Annotated in this window: 25 protein-coding genes; 4 read left to right on the top strand and 21 right to left on the bottom strand. The window is 35.2% G+C overall.

Features of this window, described 5'->3' with window-relative positions:
* Window positions 1–173: 173 nt before the first annotated feature.
* From ACEPXD_RS15000 to chrA, 4 genes are all read right to left on the bottom strand, one after another.
* Complete coding sequence (locus ACEPXD_RS15000; protein ID WP_391117216.1) at window positions 174–1421, bottom strand: MFS transporter; 1248 nt, start codon at window positions 1419–1421, stop codon at window positions 174–176.
* Window positions 1422–1519: 98 nt separating this feature from the next.
* The gene (locus ACEPXD_RS15005) at window positions 1520–3259 is read right to left on the bottom strand and encodes an ABC transporter ATP-binding protein (RefSeq protein WP_391117217.1); all 1740 of its coding nucleotides are present in this window, start codon (window positions 3257–3259) and stop codon (window positions 1520–1522) included.
* Window positions 3256–4998: an ABC transporter ATP-binding protein gene (locus ACEPXD_RS15010; protein ID WP_391117219.1), complete on the bottom strand. Its 1743-nt coding sequence runs from the start codon at window positions 4996–4998 to the stop codon at window positions 3256–3258. The genes ACEPXD_RS15005 and ACEPXD_RS15010 overlap by 4 nt, the downstream gene beginning before the upstream one ends.
* 489 nt (window positions 4999–5487) lie before the next feature.
* A complete protein-coding gene (gene chrA, locus ACEPXD_RS15015; protein ID WP_391123279.1) occupies window positions 5488–6621 on the bottom strand; it encodes a chromate efflux transporter in 1134 nt (377 codons plus the stop codon).
* Window positions 6622–6899: 278 nt separating this feature from the next.
* On the opposite strand from chrA, the gene ACEPXD_RS15020 reads away from it, so the two are divergent.
* Window positions 6900–8225, top strand: coding sequence for a hemolysin family protein (locus tag ACEPXD_RS15020; protein ID WP_391117221.1), 1326 nt, complete (start codon window positions 6900–6902; stop codon window positions 8223–8225).
* A gap of 184 nt (window positions 8226–8409) precedes the next feature.
* Here the strand turns inward: ACEPXD_RS15020 and ACEPXD_RS15025 are convergent, their stop codons facing one another.
* The 4 genes from ACEPXD_RS15025 to ACEPXD_RS15040 all read right to left on the bottom strand — a co-directional run bounded on the left by ACEPXD_RS15025 (window position 8410) and on the right by ACEPXD_RS15040 (window position 13605).
* Window positions 8410–9057: a response regulator gene (locus ACEPXD_RS15025; protein WP_391117223.1), complete on the bottom strand. Its 648-nt coding sequence runs from the start codon at window positions 9055–9057 to the stop codon at window positions 8410–8412.
* 11 nt (window positions 9058–9068) lie between these two features.
* Window positions 9069–10184, bottom strand: a complete 1116-nt coding sequence (locus ACEPXD_RS15030; protein ID WP_391117224.1) for a GAF domain-containing sensor histidine kinase — start codon at window positions 10182–10184, stop codon at window positions 9069–9071.
* A 139-nt stretch (window positions 10185–10323) separates the two neighbouring features.
* Window positions 10324–12045 carry a phospho-sugar mutase gene (locus ACEPXD_RS15035; protein ID WP_391117226.1) on the bottom strand — a complete coding sequence of 574 codons (1722 nt, stop codon included), beginning with the start codon at window positions 12043–12045 and terminating at the stop codon, window positions 10324–10326.
* Window positions 12046–12063: 18 nt separating this feature from the next.
* Window positions 12064–13605: a carbon-nitrogen hydrolase family protein gene (locus tag ACEPXD_RS15040; protein ID WP_151701031.1), complete on the bottom strand. Its 1542-nt coding sequence runs from the start codon at window positions 13603–13605 to the stop codon at window positions 12064–12066.
* 130 nt (window positions 13606–13735) lie between these two features.
* On the opposite strand from ACEPXD_RS15040, the gene ACEPXD_RS15045 reads away from it, so the two are divergent.
* Genes ACEPXD_RS15045 through ACEPXD_RS15055 form a run of 3 tightly spaced genes read left to right on the top strand, consistent with a single transcriptional unit; the run spans window position 13736 to window position 15535 of the window.
* Window positions 13736–14167, top strand: a complete 432-nt coding sequence (locus tag ACEPXD_RS15045) for a disulfide oxidoreductase (RefSeq protein ID WP_391117228.1) — start codon at window positions 13736–13738, stop codon at window positions 14165–14167.
* Window positions 14164–14634, top strand: a complete 471-nt coding sequence (locus ACEPXD_RS15050; RefSeq protein WP_391117230.1) for a thioredoxin family protein — start codon at window positions 14164–14166, stop codon at window positions 14632–14634. Before ACEPXD_RS15045 ends, ACEPXD_RS15050 begins: the two co-directional genes overlap by 4 nt.
* A 52-nt stretch (window positions 14635–14686) precedes the next feature.
* Entirely contained in the window at window positions 14687–15535 is an 849-nt protein-coding gene (locus tag ACEPXD_RS15055) for an RluA family pseudouridine synthase (protein ID WP_391117232.1), read from the top strand.
* A 568-nt stretch (window positions 15536–16103) separates the two neighbouring features.
* On the opposite strand, the gene ACEPXD_RS15060 is transcribed toward ACEPXD_RS15055, so the two are convergent.
* The 13 genes from ACEPXD_RS15060 to trmL all read right to left on the bottom strand — a co-directional run bounded on the left by ACEPXD_RS15060 (window position 16104) and on the right by trmL (window position 24562).
* Window positions 16104–16463 (bottom strand): hypothetical protein, encoded by a 360-nt coding sequence (locus ACEPXD_RS15060; protein ID WP_391117234.1) that lies wholly within the window; start codon window positions 16461–16463, stop codon window positions 16104–16106.
* 82 nt (window positions 16464–16545) lie between these two features.
* Window positions 16546–16950 (bottom strand): hypothetical protein, encoded by a 405-nt coding sequence (locus ACEPXD_RS15065; protein ID WP_391117235.1) that lies wholly within the window; start codon window positions 16948–16950, stop codon window positions 16546–16548.
* 49 nt (window positions 16951–16999) lie between these two features.
* Complete coding sequence (locus ACEPXD_RS15070) at window positions 17000–17233, bottom strand: hypothetical protein (RefSeq protein WP_391117237.1); 234 nt, start codon at window positions 17231–17233, stop codon at window positions 17000–17002.
* A gap of 340 nt (window positions 17234–17573) precedes the next feature.
* A complete protein-coding gene (locus tag ACEPXD_RS15075) occupies window positions 17574–18896 on the bottom strand; it encodes a hypothetical protein (RefSeq protein WP_391117239.1) in 1323 nt (440 codons plus the stop codon).
* Window positions 18889–19407, bottom strand: a complete 519-nt coding sequence (locus ACEPXD_RS15080; RefSeq protein ID WP_391123282.1) for an RNA polymerase sigma factor — start codon at window positions 19405–19407, stop codon at window positions 18889–18891. Before ACEPXD_RS15080 ends, ACEPXD_RS15075 begins: the two co-directional genes overlap by 8 nt.
* A 182-nt stretch (window positions 19408–19589) precedes the next feature.
* Window positions 19590–19985 (bottom strand): NUDIX hydrolase, encoded by a 396-nt coding sequence (locus tag ACEPXD_RS15085; RefSeq protein ID WP_391117241.1) that lies wholly within the window; start codon window positions 19983–19985, stop codon window positions 19590–19592.
* Between the two features lie 207 nt (window positions 19986–20192).
* Complete coding sequence (locus ACEPXD_RS15090) at window positions 20193–20663, bottom strand: NUDIX domain-containing protein (protein ID WP_391117243.1); 471 nt, start codon at window positions 20661–20663, stop codon at window positions 20193–20195.
* A gap of 79 nt (window positions 20664–20742) precedes the next feature.
* Window positions 20743–21057: a hypothetical protein gene (locus ACEPXD_RS15095; protein ID WP_391117244.1), complete on the bottom strand. Its 315-nt coding sequence runs from the start codon at window positions 21055–21057 to the stop codon at window positions 20743–20745.
* A 71-nt stretch (window positions 21058–21128) separates the two neighbouring features.
* On the bottom strand, window positions 21129–21656 hold the full coding sequence (locus ACEPXD_RS15100) for a hypothetical protein (RefSeq protein ID WP_391117246.1): 528 nt from the start codon (window positions 21654–21656) through the stop codon (window positions 21129–21131).
* Window positions 21657–21669: 13 nt separating this feature from the next.
* On the bottom strand, window positions 21670–21945 hold the full coding sequence (locus ACEPXD_RS15105; RefSeq protein ID WP_391117248.1) for a hypothetical protein: 276 nt from the start codon (window positions 21943–21945) through the stop codon (window positions 21670–21672).
* A 785-nt stretch (window positions 21946–22730) separates the two neighbouring features.
* A complete protein-coding gene (locus ACEPXD_RS15110) occupies window positions 22731–23519 on the bottom strand; it encodes an aldo/keto reductase (RefSeq protein WP_391123285.1) in 789 nt (262 codons plus the stop codon).
* Window positions 23520–23608: 89 nt separating this feature from the next.
* Complete coding sequence (locus tag ACEPXD_RS15115; protein WP_391117249.1) at window positions 23609–23791, bottom strand: multidrug ABC transporter ATPase; 183 nt, start codon at window positions 23789–23791, stop codon at window positions 23609–23611.
* Between the two features lie 297 nt (window positions 23792–24088).
* Window positions 24089–24562 (bottom strand): tRNA (uridine(34)/cytosine(34)/5-carboxymethylaminomethyluridine(34)-2'-O)-methyltransferase TrmL, encoded by a 474-nt coding sequence (gene trmL, locus ACEPXD_RS15120; protein WP_391117251.1) that lies wholly within the window; start codon window positions 24560–24562, stop codon window positions 24089–24091.
* Window positions 24563–24568: the final 6 nt, after the last annotated feature.

A 24568-nucleotide genomic window follows, 5' to 3' on the forward strand; every position in this document is an offset into this window, starting at 1 on the left:
ACCAAATTCGTGTTGTCCATGAGGCTCGGCGGTTCGTCCGCGGAAAACGGATGCTTTTTTCCGGTTTCAGGTTTTCTTGCTTTCTATTTTAAAAGAAAAAAGACTGTAGACAAACTCGAATTTTATCGAGTCTATTTACAGTCTTAGCGCAAGATAATATTCCTGCGCTTTCTTCATGTAGTCCCTATTTTCTTTCTTCCAAATAAAATATAAAAATAAGTGGAAGCAATAATATATAAAATACCTGTTATTGTAAACGTATATGCATAACCCCAATAAAATCCGTATGCCATCACGAGCCCAGTTGAGACCGGTCCCATTGTTGCCCAACCTAAATTGAACACCATCTGGTTTACCGAATTAGCGAGTCCTTTATACTTATCATGTACAAGATCCATTGCTATGGCACTTTGGATCGGGTTCCCTGCATTCATTAATGCCTGTCGTAGTAAAAACCCGATTGAAGCTACAACGAGGGAAGTGGTATAACCAGTTAGGAATAAAAATGGAATAGACAGTAGCTGAAAAATCACAAGTGCACGAACTTGGCCGACCTTTTTTACGAGTGCAGGTCCCATAAGCATGGCAACTGCCGTCATTGCAGAACCAAGCGATAATATTAATCCAACATACGAATTGGATGCATCAAACCGATTCGAAAAATATAAATTTAGATAGGGAATGACTAGACCTGAGCCTGTACCAATGAGCAAATTAGCAAACCCAAAGAGCACAATAATGGTGATATTACGTTTGAAATTGCTCGGTAATTCCTTCTCTACTTTTTTCGTTTCTAATTCTTTTACTTTCACTGTTGGCTTTAATTTAAATAAAGGGAATAAACCAAATGCAAATATAATTGTGCCCAAGATCAATACCCATTTAATAGAATCCAGAACAGACATGGCAGCATACATATGCAATGCATCCGCTACTATTCCTCCACCTAAACTACCCACAACACTTGCAATCGTCATCAATGAAAAATGAATACTAAACAAGTGCATGCGTTCACTAGCATTCGAGTTTTCAGCTAGAAATGGGACACCCGATACTTGAACTAGTGCCATAAAAAGTCCAGTGAAAAAAGCAGCATATACAAGTGAATGTTCACTTACTTCTATACTTCGATAAAATAACGTTAAAACCGTCACTATCGTCCCAAGAATAATCATGCCTTTACGCCCAAAACGATCACTTAAAAATCCTGCTGGAATTAACATAATAGCAGTTGCAAGTGAAGTCATCGAGATTACACTCCCGTTCACCGTTTCTGGAAATCCTAGCTCTTTAATATATAAGTTATACATAACTGAAAATACGCCCATACCAATTTGAATGAGAATATTTGCGAGCATGAATAAGCGGATGTTTTTATTGAATGAAGCTATTTTTGTTTTCCAGTTTTGTAACCATTGCATTATACGGTTCCTCTTCCATTTCCTTTATTTCGACTCTCTAAATATACGATATCCGTCAGAAGAACTCAAGAAAATAAAAAGGGAATACCCCAAACGCATTACACGTTTTGGGATACTCCTGCTTGTAGTCTATACATTTGTTCATAGCGTCCTTGTAGCTGTAACAACTCGTCATGAGTGCCACTCTCTACAATTTCTCCACGATCTAATACTAAAATACGATCTGCATTTTTAATAGTAGAAAGTCGATGTGCAATGATAAAAGTAGTTCTGCCTTTTTTCAATACATCCATGGCATGTTGAATGATTTCTTCTGTTTCTGTATCGATATTGGATGTAGCTTCATCTAATATTAGAATGGCTGGATCAAATGCAAGGGCTCTTGCAAAAGAAACTAACTGTCTTTGACCAGAGGATAATGTACTCCCTTTCTCAATAACAGGTTCATCCAGTCCTTTTTCAAGATTTTTTAACACACGTTCTCCACCTACTGCATCCAAAGCAGCTTCTACTCTCTCGCGGGAAATACGTGGATCATTTAAGCTTACGTTTGATTCAATGGTTCCGGAGAATAAATAGGGATCTTGTAATACAATTCCCATATGATCTCGAATGGTTTGCCTTGGAACGGTCGTAATGTCAATGCCATCAATAAGAATCTTCCCTTTAGATGGGTCATAGAAACGGAATAATAAGTTCATAATCGAACTTTTACCTGACCCTGTATGGCCAACAAGTGCCACTGTTTCTCCTTTGTTCGCGACAAAGTTTAAATTTTTCAACACATATTCTTTTTCCTTGTAAGCAAAAGACACATTTTGAAACTCTACATTTCCTTCGTAACGATCCATCCGTTCATCTTTCACTGTCTCTCCTGATTCATCTAGTAAACCGAATACACGATTTCCTGCTACAAGAGATCTCTCCAGTTGCGAGAACTGATTGACGATTCCTGTAATCGGATTAAACAATCGAGTCGTATAATCTACGAATGCATAAAGCATACCAGCTGAAACAATCGCATTAGGTTCCATTGACTGGCTTCCGAAATACCAGATAAACATGATAAACATCATGGAGCGGAGTACACTTACTAAGTTAAAAGCAGTAGCCGAATCCAGTGTAAGTAATTTCTTCTGGTAACGGTAATGCTCTTCGTTCATTTCTTCAAATTCACTTTCCATTTGCTTTTCTCGTTTAAATGCTTGAATTATGGACATTCCTTGAATCGATTCATTCAACATCGCATTTAAATCAGCAATCTTTGTTCGAACAATATGATTATATTTTGAAGCGTATTTTCGATAGCCAATCATCCAAACATACACGATTGGTACAACAAATAGTGCCATTGCAGCCATTTTCGCATTTAATATGAAAAGTGCCACATAAACACCTGTAATAGAAATAATACTAGTCGCAAACTGTGATAATACTTGCACATATAAATTACGAATTGCTTCTGTATCATTCGTTACACGAGCTACTACTTTACCCGCAGGTAAGTTATCAAAATACTGTATTGGCAACGTTTGTATATGTTGAAATACATCATTTCGTAACTTCTGAACAACCCGATTTGCGCCAACTTGTAGATTAATAAACATAAAATATCTAAAAACGGCCGTTACAATGGTTAAACTAAAGAACACACTTAACAATATTAGGATGGGTTTTAGATCAATAGATCCATCTGTAATATGCTCGTCGATAATTCTCTTTGCAATGAAAGGACCTGTTAAGTCTGCAAACACTGCTATCGTTAAGAAGATTAAACCAAGGATAATTGGTTTTTTATAAAATAACGCATAATGGTAGAGTCGTTTTCCTGTACTCATGACGACACCTCCTCAAGCTGTTGACGATCGTATTGCTCTTTATACCAACCATTTTGAACAAGAAGTTCCCCATGAGTACCTTCTTCCACAATTAGCCCCTCATCTAAAACGATAATATGGTCAGCATGTTGAATTCCAGATAATCGATGCGTCGTAATAATTGTTGTCTTACCACTACGTTCATTTTGTATATTTTCAATAATTTTCGCTTCCGTTTTTGCATCTACTGCAGAAAGCGAATCATCTAACAGTAATATTTCTGGGTTTTTTATAAGTGCTCGAGCGATCGAAACACGTTGCTTTTGCCCACCAGATAATGAGACACCTTTTTCTCCAACTAATGTTTCTAATCCCATTGGTAAGTTCATCAAATCTTTTTGGAAATGAGCTAATCGGATTGCTTCTTCTAGATCTTCTTCCGTCGCATTCTCTTTACCAAAAAGAATATTTTGGCGGATGGTTCTTGAGAATAAAACATGATCTTGTGGAACATATCCAATCCATTCTAATACTTGATCTTTTGTTTGATCCGTAATTGCGATATCTCCAATCGTTAGTTGACCAGCTCCAATTGGATATTCCTTTAACAATTGCTTCATAAAAGTAGTTTTCCCAGAACCAGTTTTCCCAACAATCCCTAGAGTTTGACCTTTTTGAAGGTTCACTCGGAGATTTTGAAGATTTTTCACTTGCGATAAAGGATATTGGAATCCAACCTCTTCAAATCCGATTGATGTAACTTCATTCAAATGAATCGGACTAACAGGATCTTTCACATCTGCCTCATAATCTAGCGTTTCGTGCACACGATCAAGCGATGCATTTCCACGTTGCATAACGTTGATTAATTCCCCAATAGCAAACATTGGCCAAATAGCCATCCCTAAGTAAACATTAAACGTGATTAAGTTCCCTACAGTCATATCTCCTATAGACACGAGATAAGAACCATAGCCTAAAGCAACTACATAACTGATACCAGTTCCTACTTTTGTAATCGGACCAAATAGAGCATCAATTCGTTCCACAACCATATTTTTTTCATACACTTCTTCACTCATATCAGCAAATTTCTTTTCATCTGCTCGTTCTTGGACATATGCACGAATAACGCGAACACCAGCAATGGATTCTAATACTCGGTCATTCAAATCACCAAATGCATCTTGCGAAACCATATATTTTTCGTGAATGATTTTCCCTAAATATTGCATGATAAATGCTAAAACTGGTATTGGTAAAATTGCGAAAATCGTTAACTTCCATGAAATAATGAAACCCATCGCAAGTATAAGCGCAGCCATATACATCGTAGAATCAATCAACGTCATAATTCCAAATCCAGCGGTTGTTGCAACCGCGTTTAAATCGTTCGTTGCACGTGCCATTAAATCGCCCGTACGATTTTTTTCATAAAAAGTTGGCGTCATACTCAAAAATTTTCTATTTAACTTAGAACGTAAAATACGCTCAATTGTAATAGAGCCACCAAATAATTGATATTGCCAAACAAAGTTCAATCCATACCCCACAATGATAATTCCTACAAAATACATGACATATTGCATTAACGATTCAGATGTCATTTTCCCCATCGTAATCGTGTCTATTGCTCCTCCGACGATCCACGGTGGTAACACTTCAAATGCACTTGCTACAATTAGCAAGCTTACAGCGACTGTATATCGCTTCCAATGATCTTTAAAAAACCATTTCAATTTAAATAAAACAGAAAACATACTTTAACCCCTCATTTCTTCTTTCTCTCTTAAGCTGATTTGGCTATCCACCTTCTAGAGATTCCTTTAATAAAATTTGTCTTGTTCGCTGAATAATCATACTCAACACTCCTTCACCTAGAAATAACACCAAATTTTGGAAGTAAATAAACACAAAAAAGCACATTACCCATATTGCGGTAATGTGCTTTAAAATAGACAAAGTCATTTCTAAAAATGTCTACTCCACAATCATTTTACGTCAAATGGTAGGTATGAAAAATTTATTAAGTTGTTTGTCATATCTTTTAAACGAATCATTTTTCATACCTCCATTTCCAATTTATTTAGTGTCCCTTAACATTAGCACATGGAAATTTCCATTGTCAATACTTTTTGAAAAAAGGAATAATTTAAAATTCTCCTTAGTGTATTGCGCCAAGATTTTTAAGAAGCTTGCTCGAAAAGTCTATTGCATCCTCTGAAGGATTTAGAATTGCCACTTTATTGTTAAATTATATGTAGCGCTACTCCAAGAAGTGCACTTATTAATACTACTTTAAAAGGTGTCCATTTATACACGTTAAGTAGAGTAAATGTTATCAGTACTATAACAAAATCGATTGGATTTTTCACGGTACTTGTGAAAACTGGATCATATAATGCTGCAAGTAGTATTCCTACTACTGCAGAGTTTACTCCTTTTAACGCTCCTTGAATTCCCTTTTTAGCACGTATCATAGACCAGAAAGGTAAAGTTCCGATTACTAGTAAAAAAGAGGGTAAAAACATCGCAATGACAGCAACGAAAGCACCCATAGGACCAGCTGTAACTTGTCCTAAAAATCCTGCGATTGTGAAAAGGGGTCCGGGAACTGCTTGAGCTACACCATACCCAGCAAGAAATATCTGTGGTGAAACATCCACTTCTCTCTGTAGCATTGGTAAAACAACATGACCACCACCGAATACAATAGAACCAACACGAAAATATGTATCAAATAATGAGTAATAAACAGATTGGACAAATGGCTTGAAAACTGGCAATAAAATAAGTAAGGTAAATAATAAAATCCAACTAATAATTCCAGTCTTTTTACCGACCGTAAGTGGCATCTTTAAAGGAGTCCTCACTACTTCATTTTTAAAATAAAAATTACCAAACAGACCTGCAGCAATAATAATCCCAATTTGTCCAATAGCTGTAGGAATGAGAAATGTGCATATGGCACAAACCATAGCAATGGAAATTCTTGTACGGTCAGGAGCAAGTGACTTCTGCATTCCTACTAATGCATGAGCAACAACGGCAACAGCGGCAATTTTCAGTCCTTGAATCCAACCACTATCAAACGAACCAGTAGAACTTACAAACATTGCAAATAGCAGAAGAATAATAACAGATGGCATTGTAAAACCTAACCAAGAAACGATGCCCCCTAATAATCCTCCTCTTAATAAACCAATCGAAATTCCTACTTGAGAGGATGCAGGTCCAGGTAAAAACTGACATAGCGCAACTATTTCCGCATATAATTTATCGTCTAACCATTTTCGTTTTTGCACATATTCTTCTCGAAAATAGCCAATATGAGCAGAAGGGCCCCCAAATGATGTTAATCCAAGCTTTATTGCTACTTTCATTATTTCAACATAGTTGTTTTTCAATTATTTATCCCCCGAAATTATTTCTTTTATTATCCTATAAAACTAGCAAATTGATTTTTAAGTTTATGTAAATTTCATTGTATATAGAGTTGTAATGTAAATATACCCATTGTAAGTAGAAAGATTTGTATTTTACTTTGCATTATTTTATTATTAAAACTATAAACTATTTTTTAGAAAACAGGAGGTGTACACTTTGTTCTACCCCCCATTTGGGTTAGGAACAAAGTAATTATTTGGACATAGCCATACGATTGACAGCATTTGCTGTCTTAATCGCGTTCACTGCATTTTTCGTTGCTAGTGAATTTGCAATTGTTAAAGTAAGAACGACTAGAATTGATCAGCTTGTTGCTGAAGGAAACAAAAATGCATTAAATGCAAAAAAACTTGTTTCCAATTTGGATGAATATTTATCTGCTTGTCAGCTCGGTATCACAATTACTGCTTTAGGATTAGGGTGGCTTGGTGAACCGACCATAGAAGCATTATTGCATCCAGTTTTTGAGTTTTTTGTTCTTCCAGAGAGTGTTATCTCTGTACTCTCATTTATCATTGCATTTTCACTCGTAACCTTTATACATGTAGTAGTTGGAGAATTAACTCCAAAAACATTTGCTATTCAAAAAGCCGAAGAAATAGCACTAGCTGTTGCCAAACCTTTAATTATCTTTGATCATATAATGTATCCAGTTATTAGAGGGATGAACGGCTCTGCACGTTTCTTAGCTGTTCGTGTATTTGGTTTAAAATCGGTTTCCGAATCGGAAGTAGCCCATTCAGAGGAAGAGCTCCGCATGATACTTTCCGAGAGTTTTAAAGGTGGAGAAATCAACCAAGCGGAATATAAATATGTAAATAAGATCTTTGAATTTGACGATCGACTTGCAAAAGAAATAATGGTTCCTAGAACTGAAATTATTTCGATTGATAAAGATTTTACATTAAATGAAGTATTTGAACTAATAGGTGTGGAACAATATACAAGGTACCCAATAACAGATGGTGATAAGGATCACATTATTGGACTTGTGAATATGAAAAACTTATTAACTGCTTATATAAAAAATCCTGAAAATGCTACAACACCAGTAAGTGATTATATGCAACCGATTATTCGTGTAATTGAAACGATGCCGATCGCTGATTTATTACTTAAAATTCAACGGGAAAGAATTCATATGGCTGTCTTAATGGACGAATATGGTGGTACTTCTGGTCTTGTTACAATAGAAGATATTATTGAAGAAATTGTCGGTGATATTCGCGACGAATTTGATACAGATGAACTTCCGGAAGTTCAAAAAATCGGAGAAAACCATTATATTGTCGATGCAAAAATGTTGATCGAAAATGTAAATAACCTTCTTGACATTAACATTGACGAAGAAGACATTGATACAATTGGCGGTTGGTTTATGACAAAAAGCTATGATGCCGTTAAAGGTGAGAAGATAATTGAACAAGGCTTTGAATTTATGGTGAAAGATATTGATGGTCATCATATTCAATACCTAGAAATAATAAAAATTGCTCCTTCTGATGAAAACTTAGAGGAAGATTCATTAAACGAACAATAACAGTTAGCGACTCCCAATTTGGGAGTCGTTTTCTTATTCCTAAAAATGTTGCGAGGGTGATTGGAGCTATGAAGTGGGAAAAGGTGATTGAGTAAGCAAATGATTTTCTGTGATTGATCGATTCTCCATTTTCCAAGGTAAAAAACACGGTGCATTGCAACAATTTTGCGGTGCACCGTGTTTCTTATTGTCCACTTGGTTCTGTTAATCCATGTTTCACAGCATACAGAGCAGCTTGGGTTCGATCTTGTACTTGAAGCTTAGCAAATATATTCGATATATGTGTTTTCACTGTTTTTTCTGTTACGAACAAAGAGGATGCTATTTCTCGATTACTTTTTCCTTTTGTAAGTTCTGACAACACATCTTGTTCTCTTGGTGTTAAAGAATATTCTTCATGTGGCAATAATTCCACTGGTTCATATTTCTTTTGCAGTTGTGTTGTTGCATCAGGATGTAATGTATTTTCCCCACGCATTAATTTACGGATAGCTTCTGCCAAATCATCTGGTTCAATGTCTTTTAATTGATACCCTGCTGCTCCAGCTTTCAGTGCTGGTATGACATGATCCCGATCAGAAAAACTTGTAAGCATTAATATTTGAATTTCTGGATGTTTTGCTTTTATATGCTTCGTTGCTTGGATGCCATCCATTTCTGGCATCACTAAATCCATTAACACAACGTCTGGCTTAAGGATCTCAGTTAATTCTACTGCTTCTCTACCATTTTTCGCTTCTCCAATAATGTCCATATCTTTTTGGGTCTTTAAAAAGAACATTAATCCTCTTCTTACAACATGATGATCGTCAGCAATTAATACTCGTATCATGTAATTCCCTCCTAGTAAGGTAAACGCACTAAAATTTCCGTTCCTTTATTCCATCCCGTCACCCAATCAACTGTTCCTCCAACGGAATATGCTCGGTCTCGCATACTTTGTAAACCAATAGAAGGCAATTTCTTCGATTCGTTTATATGAAATCCACAACCTTCGTCTTTTATCACTAACAATACATCTGTAAGGGTAACCGTTAAATAGAGCTCCGCCTTTAACACACCAGCGTGTTTACGAATATTGTTCAATGCTTCCTGTGTAATACGAAATAAAGTTTCTTCCATACTTGCTGGTAAGTTTATGACACCTTTCACATTGACAGTAAGTGTTAATCCTAATATATCGCCGTAACCTTTTATGCCTTCCATTATTCCAGTTTCCAACCCCTTCGGACGAAGCTGCCAAATAAGTGCGCGCATTTCAGTTAAAGCATCTTGCGTTAAATATTGTATTTCTTTAAATGTGTCTTTTATTTCTTGTTGTTCCGTCATTTCCACTCCGCCACGTGCAGTTAAAGTGACCGAAAATAATAATTGATTGACGGAATCATGCAAGTCACGTGCTAAACGATTTCTTTCTTGCACAAGCGCTACTTGCTGCTCCTGTTTCGTCAAGTATATTCGCTTAATAGCAGATCCAATTTGAAAGGCAACAGACTCGAGTAATGCAAGTTCACCTTCTGAAAATCGAATTGTATTTGGTGTAGCAACATTCAAAAGACCAAAACTTTCTTGTCCAGATTGTAAAGGAACGGTTGCATGATGTGTGATGTCATTTGTGTCTTCATTGTTCTTCTTTCTTGCATTGACAATTCGTTTACACTCAATAATATTAGATGCCTTCTTTAGTTCACCGTTTTGAAATCTGGAAACACACCAGCATCCACCTTTTTGCAAATGCATGCACTCATTCCGCTTTAGTGCATTTGGTAATTTGTCATGTGCAATAAGCTGTTGCTTTCCTTTTTTATCAATAAAGAAAATCCAGCCTGTCTCAAAGAGAGTACCTTCTAAAAGCTTTTGAAGTGCTCCTTGTAGCATTTGTTCCATATCTGTTTCTTCATTTAGAAACTCTGCAATTTCTTTCAGTAATCCTATGTTTGAGAGTTCATTTGACTGCATGTTAAACTCCTCCATGTACTTGTTGCCTATGTATTTCATCTTATCATTTATTGTTACATGACTGTAAAAACTAAGCATCATACTTTTGACTGAAAAAAATCCGGAAAAGCACAAGTAGTACTTTCCCGGATTTCATGATTTATTCTTTTAAGTACCGATTCATCTCATCAGTAAATGCATGTTTCAATGCTTCTAGTTTTTCAATGCTTTCTGTCTCGGACTCACTTGTCACTCCAAAATAATATTTAATCTTAGGCTCCGTTCCACTTGGTCTTACACATACCCATGAACCATCGGCTAGGAAGTATTTGATTACATTCGATTTTGGCAATAAAAGCGGCTCCGCTTCTCGACCGTCTGTAAACGTTCGTAATGAAGTTAAATAATCCTCATGTGATTGCACCGCAACCCCAGCAATTTCGGTTAACTGATTCATACGAATTTGTTCTAGTAAGCTATTAATCGAATTCGACCCACTTACCCCTTTTTTCGTGACAGATACTAGCCCTTCTAAATAATAGCCATGTCTTTCGTATAAGGTATGTAATACATCTACTAGAGTCAAACCTTGCCCTTTATAGTAAGCAGCAGCTTCGATTATTGCTAGTATACTTTGTATCGCATCTTTATCCCTAGCAAAACTTTTTACTAAATAGCCATAGCTTTCTTCGTAGCCAAATAAAAACTCAAATTCTTTCGTTTCCTCATATTGCTTAATCTTTTCACCAATAAATTTAAATCCTGTCAATACATCTTCTGTACTTGCACCGTGATACTCCGCAATCACTCTTCCTAAATCAGAGGTCACAATCGTTTTAAAAACACGACCTTTTGCAGGCATTGTGCCCTTTTCTTTTCTTTGTGTCAATAAATATTCGATTAAAATGGCACCTGTTTGATTGCCTGTTAAAAGTTTATATCCTTCTTCTGTTTTCACTGCTAGTCCTACACGGTCTCCATCAGGATCTGCAGCAACTAGAATGTCGGCATCGTATTTTTCACCATAATGAATCGCATATTCAAAAGCACTATGTTCTTCCGGGTTTGGAGATTTCACTGTAGGGAATTCACCATTTGGCTCCATTTGTTCTGCTACATAATGGATATGTTTATATCCGCACTCACTTAATATGCGGCTGACAGTATGACCAGATGCCCCGTGTAGTGGAGTAAATACTACTTTTAATTCGGTAGTTGCAGCAAGGGATGGATTTTCTTGCACTGTTTTCAATTCATTCATATAAGCTTTATCTAATTCTTCATCTAAATGAATAATTAAGGTTTCGTCAATAGCGTTTTGTTTGATTAACAGCGCATCTCCAGCTTGATTGACATATTGAATGACAGCATCTGCATCCTTCAAATTTAACTGGGCACCGTCTTCTCCATATACTTTATATCCATTGTATTCAGGAGGATTATGGCTTGCCGTAATCACAATCCCCATGAATGCATGTAGTTTTCGAACCGAATAAGACAACTGAGGTGTCGTTCTAGGCTCGCTATATAAATAAGCTTTTATGCCATTTGAAGCGAGTGTATTAGCCGCTTCTCTTGCAAACTCTGGAGAAAATCTGCGACTATCATATGCAATGACTACTCCCCGATTCATCGCATCCGCTCCAGCTGCTTGTATATATCCAGCTAATCCGGAGGTAGCTTTACGAATCGTATATGTATTCATACGATTCGTTCCTGCTCCAATTTCCCCGCGCATTCCACCAGTTCCAAACTCCAAATCACGGTGAAATGCATCCTCTAATTGTTTCTCATCTTTTGCTAATAGCTGAAGATTCTCTTTCCAAATAGGCTCTAATTCAGAAAAGCTATTCCATTGTTCGAATAACTGTTTATATGACATTTCATGAAACCCCATTCCTTACTTTTTATAATCAATCTCATATACGTCATGGCGGCGATCTTTCAAATGCTTAACTGTCCCATCTTGACGTTGACGTCTTAAAATTTCTAAATCGACATCCCCGATTAACACCATTTCTAAATTAGGTTCTGTTTCGCCAACAATTCCATCCCGTGCAAATTCAAAATCAGAAGGTGCAAAAATAGCAGACTGTGCGTATTGAATATCCATATTCTCCGTTTGCGGCAAGTTTCCTACTGTACCAGAGATGACCGTATAAATTTGATTTTCAACTGCTCGAGCTTGTGCACAGTAACGAACACGTAAGTATCCTTGACGATCTTCCGTACAAAATGGAGTGAAAATAATATTCGCACCCATATCCGTTGCAATCCGAGCAAGTTCAGGAAATTCTATATCATAACAAATTTGAATAGCAATTTTTCCGCAATCTGTATCAAATACTTTTACAGAATCCCCCGCACTAATTCCCCACCATTTACGTTCATTCGGTGTAATATGGATTTTATACTGCTTGTCAATAGAACCATCACGGTGAAATAAATATGCAATATTATAGATTTCTTCATTTTCTTCTTCCACAAAGTGGGACCCCGCAATAATATTAATATTATAACGCACAGCTAAATCGGAAAATAACTCCATATATTGCGGTGTATATTCCGTTAACTTACGAACAGCTTGACTTGGTGAAGGTTCATCTAAAAATGACATTAATTGCGTTGTAAAAATTTCGGGAAACACAACGAAATCGGATTGTGCATCTGAAGCTACATCTACAAAGTACTCACATTGGTTTGCAAATTCTTCAAACGAATTAATTTTACGCATCATATACTGTACTGCACAAATCCGAACTGGATAGCTCGTTTTAAAATGACGCTTTGAAAGTGGGATATAATCAACATTATTCCATTCCATCAATGTAGCGTATTTAACGGATGCCTTATCGTCTGGCAAATAGTTTGGGTTGATACGCATCAATGTAAATCCGTTCATTAACTGAAATGTAAGTACTGGATCATATAATTTATGTCTTGATACAGCCGTCACATATTCTCTTGGCGACATTTCCTGTGAATGTTTATGAAAGTTTGGAATACGCCCACCAATTATGATCGATTTTAAATTGAACTGTCTGGCAATATCTTTTCTTCCTTCATATAGACGTTGCCCTACCTTCATTCTACGATAATTCGGATGCACCATTACTTCGATGCCATATAAGTTATACCCGTCAGGATTATGGTTTGTAATATAGCCAGCATCCGTTACATCTGACCAAGAATGGCGATCATCGTACTCATCAAAGTTAATAATCAAACTCGAACAAGAACCAATCACTTTGCCATCTAGTTCTGCAACTAATTGTCCTTCTGGAAAAATAGTTAAGTGACTACGTAAGTGCGCTACTTCCCATGGATCCATTCCAGGGAAACAAAGACGTTGGATTTCTAAAATGGATTCTATATCTGCAAAAGACGTTTGTCTTATAATCATACTTTTTTCAAATTGGGATAGATCAAATTCTTCGGACATTCTAATCGCTCCTCTATAGTTAAGTATCTTCTATTATATCTCTCTTTACTGAACAGATAAAATATTTTACATACTTTTAAAGAACCCTTATACTTTGATTTGAGTTCAAAGTATTTTAAAGGGGCATCCTATGACAAAAAAAGTGGAAAATCTATTGTTATTTATGTGGTCTGTGGCTTTAACTGCTACACTTGGTTCCTTATACTTTTCAGAAATACGACAGTATGAACCATGTGAATTATGTTGGTATCAGCGTATTCTCATGTATCCTCTAGTCATAATCTTAGGTGTTGCATATGCACAAAAAAATGCGAAAGTTGCAGTTACTACGCTCATTTTTTCTATTATCGGAGGTTGTATATCCGCGTATCACTATAGCATTCAAAAAATAAGTTTTATGCAAGATTCCGCACCTGCTTGTGGTAGAGTACCTTGTACTAGTGACTACATAAATTATTTAGGATTTATTACGATACCATTTTTAGCTCTTATAGCATTCATTTTAATCATTATTAGTAGTGTATTGGTTTTAAGAAGTATAAAGGAGGAAAAAGTAGTATGAAGAGATTAGCTGCATTTGGTGGAATAATCGTTGTTGTTTTTATATTAATTATCGTATTAACGAACCAATCAAACAAAACAAAATTAGCGGACAACCCTTACGATAAGACCAATTTAAAACAATCTACTATTGATTTACTAAAAGATCCAAACTACCAAAACATTATCATGCCCGATAAACTAAAGAAAAAAATTGCTAGTGGCGAACCAGTTACAGTCTACTTTTTTAGTCCAGAATGCATTCACTGTCAAGAAATGACTCCTAGATTAACTCCACTTGCAAAGAAAAATGGGGTTGAAATTGTAAAATATAATTTACTTGAATATGAACAAGGCTGGGATGATTATTCCATAGAGGCTACACCGACACTGGTTTATTTTAAAGACGGAAAAGAAGTAGCTAGATTGTTTGGTTCTCATCCAGATGATGAAATTCAAGCTTTTTTTGATCAAGTAGTGTTAAAATAATCAAAACGGTCGTGTCAAAATGACATGACCTTTTTTAAAGGGAGAGAAAAAAATGATACATACATTTCGTTATACAGTACAAGAGGATGCACTAACAATTGATATAATTCTTCAACAAAAATGGAAGCTTGGTAAAAAACTTATCCATGATTTACGTATGCAAAAAGCAGTCAGTGATGTAAATGGTGAACTATTACAATGGAAAGCACCACTTCAAAAAGGGGATATATTAGTTTTTACATGGGAAGGCGATGCTTCGAATTATCTTTCTTCCGATCAAATACCTCTTTATGTTGCGTATGAAGATGAGTATTTACTAATCGCATCAAAACCACGTGGTGCTGCAACACATCCAAATGAAGTAGGCCAAAACCACACATTCATGAATACGGTTCATCATTACTTATCTAGTAAGGGACAAGCCTATGGAGAGCATGTGCATCGAATAGATGAAGGGACAAAAGGGCTAATCGTTGTGGCGAAAAATCCTATCGTTAAAGGGATGCTTGACCGCATGCTAGAAAACAAAGAAATCGTCCGCACCTATGAAGCGATTGTCGAAGGCCAAGTAAAAAATAACAATGGCACCATTCGAGCTGCCATTGGTGTGGATCGACACCATGCAACAAGAAAAAGAGTATCTCCATCAGGTCAACTTGCAATTACCCACTATGAAGTTGTAGGAAGAAATCCTGATTTTACAAAAGTACATGCAATTCTAGAAACAGGACGTACCCATCAGATTCGTGTACATTTTGCCCATCTAGGTCATCCAATTGTTGGAGACGACTTATACGGAGCGAAAAAATCACCAACCAAAACTTATGAACTTCACGCATTTAAAGTACAGTTTGCACATCCGATTACGGGAGAATTGATTATTGCGGAGGATAGAAGGTAGAAAATAAGAAAAGCACAAGCGCCATTTAAGTGCATCTCGTCTTTACTATTTCCAGAGTGCTTTGGACGAAACAGTGGCTACACTATATTACCAGGGGAATTTTTGTGGATTGAGAAGTGACTGCGTCACTTCTCAATCCACTTTTTTCGGTAATCTTGTGGCGGATGTTTGTTCGTCGCCTTCTTGAAATATGTAAAGACATAATGCATTTGTTTTGGTTAATGAGAGAATAAATCCATTCCTATTCTTTTAAAAGCGGACGAAGATACAATTTCGTCCGCTCAGCACTTCTTTATCAAAAGATGCTATCTATTTTTTCAGATCCCACCTACTTTAATTATCTACCCACTGGTTCATGCATACATTGGCCAAGAAAAGTTAAAAACAATCAAGGTCAAGTGTTAGAAATGGCATCACTAATAGGCACCCTACTAGAATCCATCTGCACCTAGAACGTACACAAAAGTCAATTTCATATACTTTCTGTTAGGTAGAGTATCGGTAGCATTAACCAACCATCATTTGTATTATCGACAGTAAAATCTACTGTTCACTTCATAATAGTTTATTATTCGGCTAGGATATAGCCAATTACTTCATTCGTATCGGGGTCAACAAGTATTACAGGAGGACCCACTACAAATTTTCCTTTATCTTCAAAAGAAACTGCTAATACGTCTTTGCCATCATAATTCTCATCTAAGAATGCATAGTTATTACGAGCAATAATCTTCTCTACTTCCGCCGTTTTCCAGTTTACTATTGCTCTTTCAGTCCAATCATTTTCTACAAGAAAGTTCCAAGCAATCTCTCTAATATTTTCATAACTATCTGTACTATTCGTATTCCCAATTTCTTGTTTGCTCGAACAACCAACAATAAAAAATATGGATAGTACTGTTGCAAAAAATAATACTCTCAACTTCAATACCTTTCCCCCTTTTCTTATTGGTCGTTCATTATTCGATGAGGTTGTATGAAAGGATGTCATCTTTTATTAAACGAAAGAATTATTCCTCTTGAACATCAAGGTTTTCATAAAATTTATCAACAATTGGAAGCATATCTGGTTCTGTATAATAGTAATTTTTATTTACATGTGTAATCCCAAATTGGAAAGTTTGTTCATCATCTTGGAAAAGAGTAATTGAATAACGCCATCCCTCTCTTTGTTCTTGATTTTCTTCTGGAATAAAGTTTATATCTTTTATTTCACTTAAAAATTCCTGTATTATCACTTTATCTATCATTATTTTTTTATATCCCGTACTCCCATCTACTATGACTATTTTTGTTACATCATCAAGATCTTTCTCATAAAATTCGGGAAGTGTTTCTGTTTTCAAGGCACAACCAACCAAAGTGAACATTATAAAAAAAATTAAACTGAGTAATACTCTCACATTTTCCCCCATTATAATCAGTTGTTGCGAATTACTCTACCTACTATTTTAGACTCGCCACTCAAATTGATTTTTTCTTTCGTTTAAATATGCCAAAAGGAATTAAATAGATTAAATAAATGAGTGCTCCTGTTACTAGAATTGCTATCACTCTATTTAGCGTGTTCGGTTTTCCTAGAGTTATTTCAAGTAAATGGTCATAAGTAGGTATCCCTAGCCATATTAGTATTCCATTCATTATTGGAACACCAACTACAATTCCTAATATGAAAAGTAGATTGTATTTCTTCTTCAATAGCTCCATCTCCTTTTTATACACAATAGCGCTGACTCATTTCTCCATATGGAAATAACATCTAAATAGCTCTTCAAATCCCAGAAGTCTTCTCTCATATATTCTATAAGTATGAAAATTATTCCTTTTTCAAAAAATAACTTGTACTATTCCATTCTTTAAAAAAACTCATTTAATTTACTGTTCTAATTAATTCTTCATACATCAAAATTACAGTTTCTTGACAGTTAAACAAACGGTAATACAAAGCGTCTCTGCTAATAGCAGAAACGCCAATATTAAATCTATATTATCTATAAAGATACAGTTTCATTTACAAATTCATACTTTACACTAGGTATTAAAAATCTATTTTTGTACCGTCAATATCAAGTGACTCAATCTTTGAAATATCTAAAGGTAAAGAAGGTATGAATTTTACCTTTACCTTTTTATTTTCACTAAAAATAAAGAAAGAATCCAATATTTTAACGCTTCCGTCGTTCATTTTTGCAATTACTTCTATTTGACTTGAATTATTTATTTCGCCATTTCCGTCTATAGTAACTCCTAATGGCGAAATAGAAATACGATTTGCTTTCCACGTTCCAAAATCCTTATTAAAGACCACATGTTTTTCTTCATCAACAGACTGCACTTTAAATGTAGTGTTCCAGTTGCCTACTGTGTAATTGCCATTAGATACAAAATGCCCAAGTAGTGTTTGCTCATTTAGATTCACATGATCTATATCAAAGATAAAATCAGTATACTCATTGCCATATGTTGCATTACCTAACTCATCAATTCCAAAAGAAATACTAGAGGAGTTAGTTTTATTTCCAGAGTTATCGATAAAATAGAAGTATCCATGACTATCCATATCATCTCCTGTCCATTTTACTTGTACATGTAGACGATTATCGATAAACCCTATATTGGATACATGAAAAAACTCGATTTTCGGAAGAAAGAGTGTCATCTTATCTGGTTTTAAAATTTGTATTGTTTCTTGTTCTATTAATTCATCCATTAACTTCCCACCCACGCCTGATATGTGGGTCATATCTAATCGCATCGTTTCGGGTATTTTGTTTTTTATCTCTACAAGATTTGCAGGTACCTTCACTTCATCAAATATTTGTTTATGACTTAGAAAGGAATCGATATGAAAATTTACTTTTTTATCGTTAAGGTTATTACTTCCATTTCCTTGAATTCGTAAGGTGGCTGTTCCAGTAAGTTCATCGTAATCTACAATTTGGCTGTTAAACATATGAGCTCCTGTAAATGAATAATCATAGAGATCAAGAGTTTCGTCGATTCTATTTCCAGTCAAATCTTTCATGGTAACGTAAATGACTGCCATTTCATCGTCATTCATAGCAGCGACTACTTCCATTCTTATACCAGCATCTTCACTTGTATTTTCAATAGGGTGAAGCAATAATGCTATTTTTGGACTCACAATAGATATTAGGTTATTGAAACTTGGTATCGAAGCTGCACCTACTCCGACTGAAAAGACAAGAAATATTGATGCTACAAGTGGAATAATAATGGCTTTTTTATATTTTCTTTTTGGTAGCTCATATTTTGCTATTTTTATACCGAGCTTTGAACGTTCGCGTAATTCTTTAGGGATTTCAATTCTATCTAATTCTTGCTGTATTTTGTTATTCATAAATACCAGCCCCCTTAGCTTGTATACGAAGTTTATCTAATGAACGATACAATATTGATTTGGATGTTCCTAATGGAATATTTAGCATATCCGCTATTTCTTTAAATGAATAACCCTCATAGAATTTTAAAATGACAATACTTTTTTCATCTTCATTTAATTCATCTAACAATTGATGTAGGAATAGTGAAAGGGGAATATCTTCAACATTTGAAGCTATATAACCTTCATAATCTGGTTTTAGTTGAACTACATTTTTATTTTTTCTTAAACAATCAATAGCACAACTAATGGCAATTTTGATCAACCATGTCTTAAAAAACTCTGGTTTTTGTAATGTATGTATTTTTTTAAACGAACGATATGCTACTTCCTGAACAATATCTAATGCATCTTCTTTATTTTTAACATATACATAAGCCATTCGATAGATATCCTGTTCATATTTTAGGAAGAGCTTTAAAAAGGCTTTATCATCACCTTTTTGAGCTTTTTTTACTAGTCTATTAATTAAAATACACCCTCTTTCCTTTTTGCCTTACACCCATTAGACAAAATTGTTCAGTATTTGGCTTAAATTTTATAAAAATTTCTTAACAACAAAAAACAGGGAAATCCCCTGTTTTTAATAACAACACTATTGAATTAATCTTGCCACTCTGTAAAAAACATTTCCACATTTTGTAGACAAGTTTATTTATTTACTTGAACTTCTTTTGAATAATGTTTAGCCAAAAATTCATCTAAAATAACTTTATGGCTTTTAACAATATTCTTTGGCAATTCATTTGGGTAAAAGAACTCAAATTTTATTGATTCAGACTCATCAATGTTTAATTCTCCTTCGAAACCATCCGTATAATAAGCAACTGTAACTATATAAAATTCATCGCCATTTTCTGCTTTTATGTAGTTCTGAGGTCCAGAATAAACATTTATTAAGCTTAGTTTATCAACTTGTAAACCAGTCTCTTCAAATATTTCCCTTCTGGCAACATCTTCGGTAGATTCTCCTAATTCCATTAACCCTCCAGTAATTCCCCAATAACCATTTGGAAACTTTCGTTGTTGCAGTAATAACCTTCCCATTTCATCGATAATAACAGTAACAGCACCTACAATATTAAATGTCTATGACCAACTATTTGCCTTAATCCTTCTATGTATCCCATAATTTTCGCTCCCCTTAGACTACATTTTTTTAAAATGATGCTATCCTGCAAGTTGGAACAATTAGAAGCTGTTGATTCATCATTGCTCTTTCCCTCTTGTTTAAGAAAGTTGTAGATGAAAAATCTAATTTCTGTTTGAATCATCAATTTCTGAGTTTAATGTACTCTCCCACCAAACATCTTTATTTCCTTCTAAATAGTTTTTTATTAGAGCACTAAATGGGTATGGCTGTAAGTTTTTAAAATCCAATTCATCTCCATTACACCAGAAAAACTTTAGATGAGGTTCGTTTGATTTTGGATTATTACTTGTATTTAATTGGTCGCTTTTAATTTCAAAAACTTGGTTTATTTCGCAGTTTAATATACCTTTTTTCTCCCACTTATGTTCTACTAGTCCAAGAAAACTTACCACCTCACATTCAATACCCAGTTCTTCTTCGATCTCTCTCATCAGTGCATCTTTTGCACTTTCACCAAATTCAATATGTTCACCTGGCAAAAATGTATTTGTATGTCCTATTGCTTGTGCAAGTAATACTTTATTTTTTTGAGTAAAGACCGCTCTTGCTAAATGGTGAAACTGATTTGGCATGGATTTCTCTCCTATTAACAGGATTTATTTCAATCTTCTTTTCTACCTATTCTGCCAATCAGTTAAAAAGGTCCTTGGATTAACCACATTCATATTTTTTCCATTTTTTATAACTGTTCGCTAGTTGTAAAAAGGTAAGAAACAAAGTAACCATTAATAAAGTTAGATTCCACATAATATTTAGTTCTCCATAAAGATATATAACAATAAGTCCAACAAGAATTAAAGGAAAAGTCCATAGCGTTCGAATCATCTTTCTTCTATAACTCAACCTAATATAAGGAAATATAAATCCCTTATCCAACTTTTCTTTGTCTTTGTAAATAACCAGTAATACCGCTTTAACAATCAAGCTAATAACCATAAAAACGATGAAATAAAGCAATATTGTCATACTTCTCTACCTCACTTTCTCCATGGAGGAAGGTAACTTATTAGCAATAAATAAAAAACTCAGTAAAATGCTTATATTTCTTCTTCACTTAAAATTAAAGTCGCAAATGCAAAATCGCTCTTGTAAATTTTTGACCTTATTAAAATACAATGAGCTAATTGATGGTCAATTGCATAATCGGCATATACTTTTGCATTGTGTGATGGTTCAAAAGTGAAGATAGCCATGCCTTTTTCCATTACTTTTACTAAAGTTGGAGTCATTTCATATTCAGAAATAATATTTCCTTTTCCATCTAATAGGTAATCATAAATTTCGTATTTCTTCGTACTAAAATTTTGAGCCTGTATTTGAATTTGTTCACCATAAATAACGCTTGGCAGTTCATCAAATCGCTTACCAATCATGAAATATTGAATTTTCTTCTCGATTTGAGCTTCATCCTCGTTATATCGATCACCATAATAAATTGATGTTAATTGTACAGAACCGCTTGAAAATTGAATAGCAGGTTCCTCGTTATCTTTTTGGCATGCACCTAACAAGACCAAACTAATGATAAAACACAAAAACATCATAAATCTTTTTTTCATTTTCATAAATGATTTCCCCCTATTTTATTGAAATTGAAAAGATGATATAAACCACTCCTACTCCCATCTCCGTTAGAATAACCTTGCGACTTTGTTTATGAAAGTAACTTTCGATTCCATCCATAACAGAGAAGACACCTGCTATTACAAAGACATATTTCAGAAAGTATATATTTAAATCATTGAATAATGTCATTATCAAAAAGGTAAACATTGCAATAAGCATTAACGCTCTTAGAATAACAATAGGCTTTGCACTCTTTTTTCTCGTAAATTTTTCAAAAAATAATCCCATAATTTTAACCTCATTTAAACTGTTATTTTTTAATTAATAAACTGGACAAGCCAAACAGTTCACTATAATACGTTTGTATTAAATGGAAAGTTTCACATTTGGTAAATATTTCTGAATACAAAAAAAATAAAAAATGAAAAATAAAAAACACTATAGCTTTGCATTCTCTTAATTGGAGAAAGCATGCCATAGTGTTTCTACTTAAAATATACGTATTGTTAGATGTAATGTTTGAATTTAAAACATTTAAATTCATTGTAGTGAAAGGCGGCGACTCCAGCGGGATGAGTGAGACAGATGGGACATCGCAAACGACGCGAATGCGGCGCCCCCGCAGAAAGCGTCCGGCTGTAACGGAAATCAATAGTATAGGTTAACAGAGCTAAAATTTAAAACTAAAGTTATCTGGGTCTGCTCCTGCGCAAGCTCGTCGCATAAAAGGCATGTGCTCCTGCGCAAGCTCGTCGCATAAAAGGCATGTGCTCCTGCGCAAGCTCGTCGCATAAAAGGCATGTGCTCCTGCGCAAGCTCGTCGCATAAAAGGCATGTGCTCCTGCGCAAGCTCGTCGCATAAAAGGCATGTGCTCCTGCGCAAGCTCGTCGCATAAAAGGCATGTGCTCCTGCGCAAGCTCGTCGCATAAAAGGCATGTGCTCCTGCGCAAGCTCGTCGCATGAAAGGCGTGTGTTCCTGCGCAAGCTCGTCGCATGAAAGGCGTGTGCTCCTGCGCAAGCTCGTCGCATGAAAGAGGATTGCATTGCTTATATAATATCTCCTACTACCAATTTAAAATTTAAAACTAAAGTTATCTGGGTCTGCTCCAGTACGTTCATTTAAGTTTAGTGCATCGATATTTTTCATATCTTCAAACGATAATTCAAAATCGAAAACATCCAAATTTTCTGCAATTCTAGCAGGCGTCACTGATTTTGGAATAACGACTAAATCATGTTGTAAGTGCCAGCGAATGATTGTTTGAGCTGGGGATTTACCGTATTTTCCGCTAATTCGCTGTAATGTCGGTTCGTTAAGTAATCCGCCTCTTGCAAGTGGTGACCATGAAGTTATCGCAATTCCTTGTTCTTGGCAATATTCCCGAAGGTCAAATTGTGTTAAACGAGGATGACATTCGATTTGATTGACCATTGGTTTAACATTTGCTCTTGCAGCAATTGCTTCTAAATGGTGTTGATGATGATTAGATACACCAGTAGTACGGATTAGCTTCTCTTCATATAAACGTTCAATTGCGCGATACGTATCTATGAAAGTCTCTTTCACTGGCCAATGCGTTAAATATAAATCTATGTAATCAAGTCCTAATAATTCTAATGATTTTTCAAATGCTTTTAGCGTCTGGTCATACCCTTGATCTTTATTCCATACTTTCGTCGTAATGAAAATATCTTCTCTATTTATTTTAGAGTTAAGTACTGCTTCTCCGACTTCTTTCTCATTTGCATAAACGGATGCTGTATCAATATGACGATATCCACTATCTAAAGCTGCTGAAATTGCTTGTAGCGCAATATCTGGCTCCGTCATTTTATACACACCTAAACCTATACGTGGCATCTCTACCCCATTTGCTAATTGCTTTGTTGAATTCTTATGTAATTCCAATGTATTCATCCTTTCATTTGAGGAAAACGACTGATGAGGTATCAGTCGTTTTTTCTTTGTTTCATAGAAGATGTATCATCTGTTTGCGCTGGATCTGATACGCGATTATCTAGTTCAAGTTCATTATCATCTCGCAGCTTTTCCATTTGCTTTCCCAGTAGCTTCACTTCTTCCATATTTGTTGCCATTGAACCGTTTTCTGGACCATTTTTCAAATTGCTCATTTAAAAAATCACTCCTTTTCATAATGGTATTAGAATATTCCATAGGTTGCAACTTTCAATAGAAACAATTCAGACATAATTTCACTTTCCCGTAATATTTCTTTTTAATACTAAGTAGGGTATACTTAGTTCATAATATATTAGAGGAGGAACTCAATATGAATCTTATCCTTATTCTTGGTGTTATTGTAGCGTTCCTTGCTGCAATTTTTAAAGCAGGTTACGATGACAAACCAGGTGCTTCTGACAAGTAATAACACTAAAAACGGACAAGTCTTAAAAGACCTGTCCGTTTTTTTAATGTAAATTTGGATAATTCTGCTGACGTAAAGCTTCATAAATAAGTATTGCCGCAGTATTTGATAAATTCAATGATCGAATATTATCGTTCATCGGAATTCTTAAAGCCCGGTCTGGATGTGCATCAATAAATTCACGAGGCAACCCTTTTGTCTCACGTCCAAAAATAAAGAAGTGATCTTTTTCCACGTCACTAAAATCGTAAGTTGTATGCGGTTTTGCACCAAACTTCGTAATTAAATAATATTCCTTTGCCGGATGTTTCTCAAAAAATTCATCTAATCCATCATAATAGGTAATATCTACATGCTCCCAGTAATCAAGTCCTGCTCGTTTTAACATTTTGTCATCTGTTGAAAATCCAAGCGGTCGAATTAAATGTAACTTCGCCCCTGTTCCTGCACATGTTCTCGCAATATTCCCTGTATTTGCCGGAATCTCCGGTTGATATAACACGATATTAATACTCATACTTGA

Origin of the sequence: Psychrobacillus sp. L3, assembly GCF_042945595.1 — a bacterium.
Taxonomy (GTDB): Bacteria; Bacillota; Bacilli; order Bacillales_A; family Planococcaceae; genus Psychrobacillus.

Excerpts from the sequence above, each read along its gene's own strand:
- ACEPXD_RS15075 (WP_391117239.1), bottom strand. The coding sequence starts at position 18,896 with ATGAATAACAAAATACAGCAAGAATTAGATAGAATTGAAATCCCTAAA.
- ACEPXD_RS15085 (WP_391117241.1), bottom strand. The coding sequence starts at position 19,985 with ATGGGAAGGTTATTACTGCAACAACGAAAGTTTCCAAATGGTTATTGG.
- ACEPXD_RS15095 (WP_391117244.1), bottom strand. The coding sequence starts at position 21,057 with ATGACAATATTGCTTTATTTCATCGTTTTTATGGTTATTAGCTTGATT.
- chrA (WP_391123279.1), bottom strand. The coding sequence starts at position 6,621 with ATGAAAGTAGCAATAAAGCTTGGATTAACATCATTTGGGGGCCCTTCT.
- ACEPXD_RS15110 (WP_391123285.1), bottom strand. The coding sequence starts at position 23,519 with ATGCCACGTATAGGTTTAGGTGTGTATAAAATGACGGAGCCAGATATT.
- ACEPXD_RS15090 (WP_391117243.1), bottom strand. The coding sequence starts at position 20,663 with ATGCCAAATCAGTTTCACCATTTAGCAAGAGCGGTCTTTACTCAAAAA.
- ACEPXD_RS15050 (WP_391117230.1), top strand. The coding sequence starts at position 14,164 with ATGAAGAGATTAGCTGCATTTGGTGGAATAATCGTTGTTGTTTTTATA.
- ACEPXD_RS15105 (WP_391117248.1), bottom strand. The coding sequence starts at position 21,945 with ATGGGATTATTTTTTGAAAAATTTACGAGAAAAAAGAGTGCAAAGCCT.
- trmL (WP_391117251.1), bottom strand. The coding sequence starts at position 24,562 with ATGAGTATTAATATCGTGTTATATCAACCGGAGATTCCGGCAAATACA.
- ACEPXD_RS15100 (WP_391117246.1), bottom strand. The coding sequence starts at position 21,656 with ATGAAAATGAAAAAAAGATTTATGATGTTTTTGTGTTTTATCATTAGT.
- ACEPXD_RS15045 (WP_391117228.1), top strand. The coding sequence starts at position 13,736 with ATGACAAAAAAAGTGGAAAATCTATTGTTATTTATGTGGTCTGTGGCT.
- ACEPXD_RS15030 (WP_391117224.1), bottom strand. The coding sequence starts at position 10,184 with ATGCAGTCAAATGAACTCTCAAACATAGGATTACTGAAAGAAATTGCA.
- ACEPXD_RS15065 (WP_391117235.1), bottom strand. The coding sequence starts at position 16,950 with ATGGGGGAAAATGTGAGAGTATTACTCAGTTTAATTTTTTTTATAATG.
- ACEPXD_RS15025 (WP_391117223.1), bottom strand. The coding sequence starts at position 9,057 with ATGATACGAGTATTAATTGCTGACGATCATCATGTTGTAAGAAGAGGA.
- ACEPXD_RS15010 (WP_391117219.1), bottom strand. The coding sequence starts at position 4,998 with ATGTTTTCTGTTTTATTTAAATTGAAATGGTTTTTTAAAGATCATTGG.
- ACEPXD_RS15040 (WP_151701031.1), bottom strand. The coding sequence starts at position 13,605 with ATGTCCGAAGAATTTGATCTATCCCAATTTGAAAAAAGTATGATTATA.
- ACEPXD_RS15055 (WP_391117232.1), top strand. The coding sequence starts at position 14,687 with ATGATACATACATTTCGTTATACAGTACAAGAGGATGCACTAACAATT.
- ACEPXD_RS15115 (WP_391117249.1), bottom strand. The coding sequence starts at position 23,791 with ATGAGCAATTTGAAAAATGGTCCAGAAAACGGTTCAATGGCAACAAAT.
- ACEPXD_RS15005 (WP_391117217.1), bottom strand. The coding sequence starts at position 3,259 with ATGAGTACAGGAAAACGACTCTACCATTATGCGTTATTTTATAAAAAA.
- ACEPXD_RS15000 (WP_391117216.1), bottom strand. The coding sequence starts at position 1,421 with ATGCAATGGTTACAAAACTGGAAAACAAAAATAGCTTCATTCAATAAA.
- ACEPXD_RS15035 (WP_391117226.1), bottom strand. The coding sequence starts at position 12,045 with ATGTCATATAAACAGTTATTCGAACAATGGAATAGCTTTTCTGAATTA.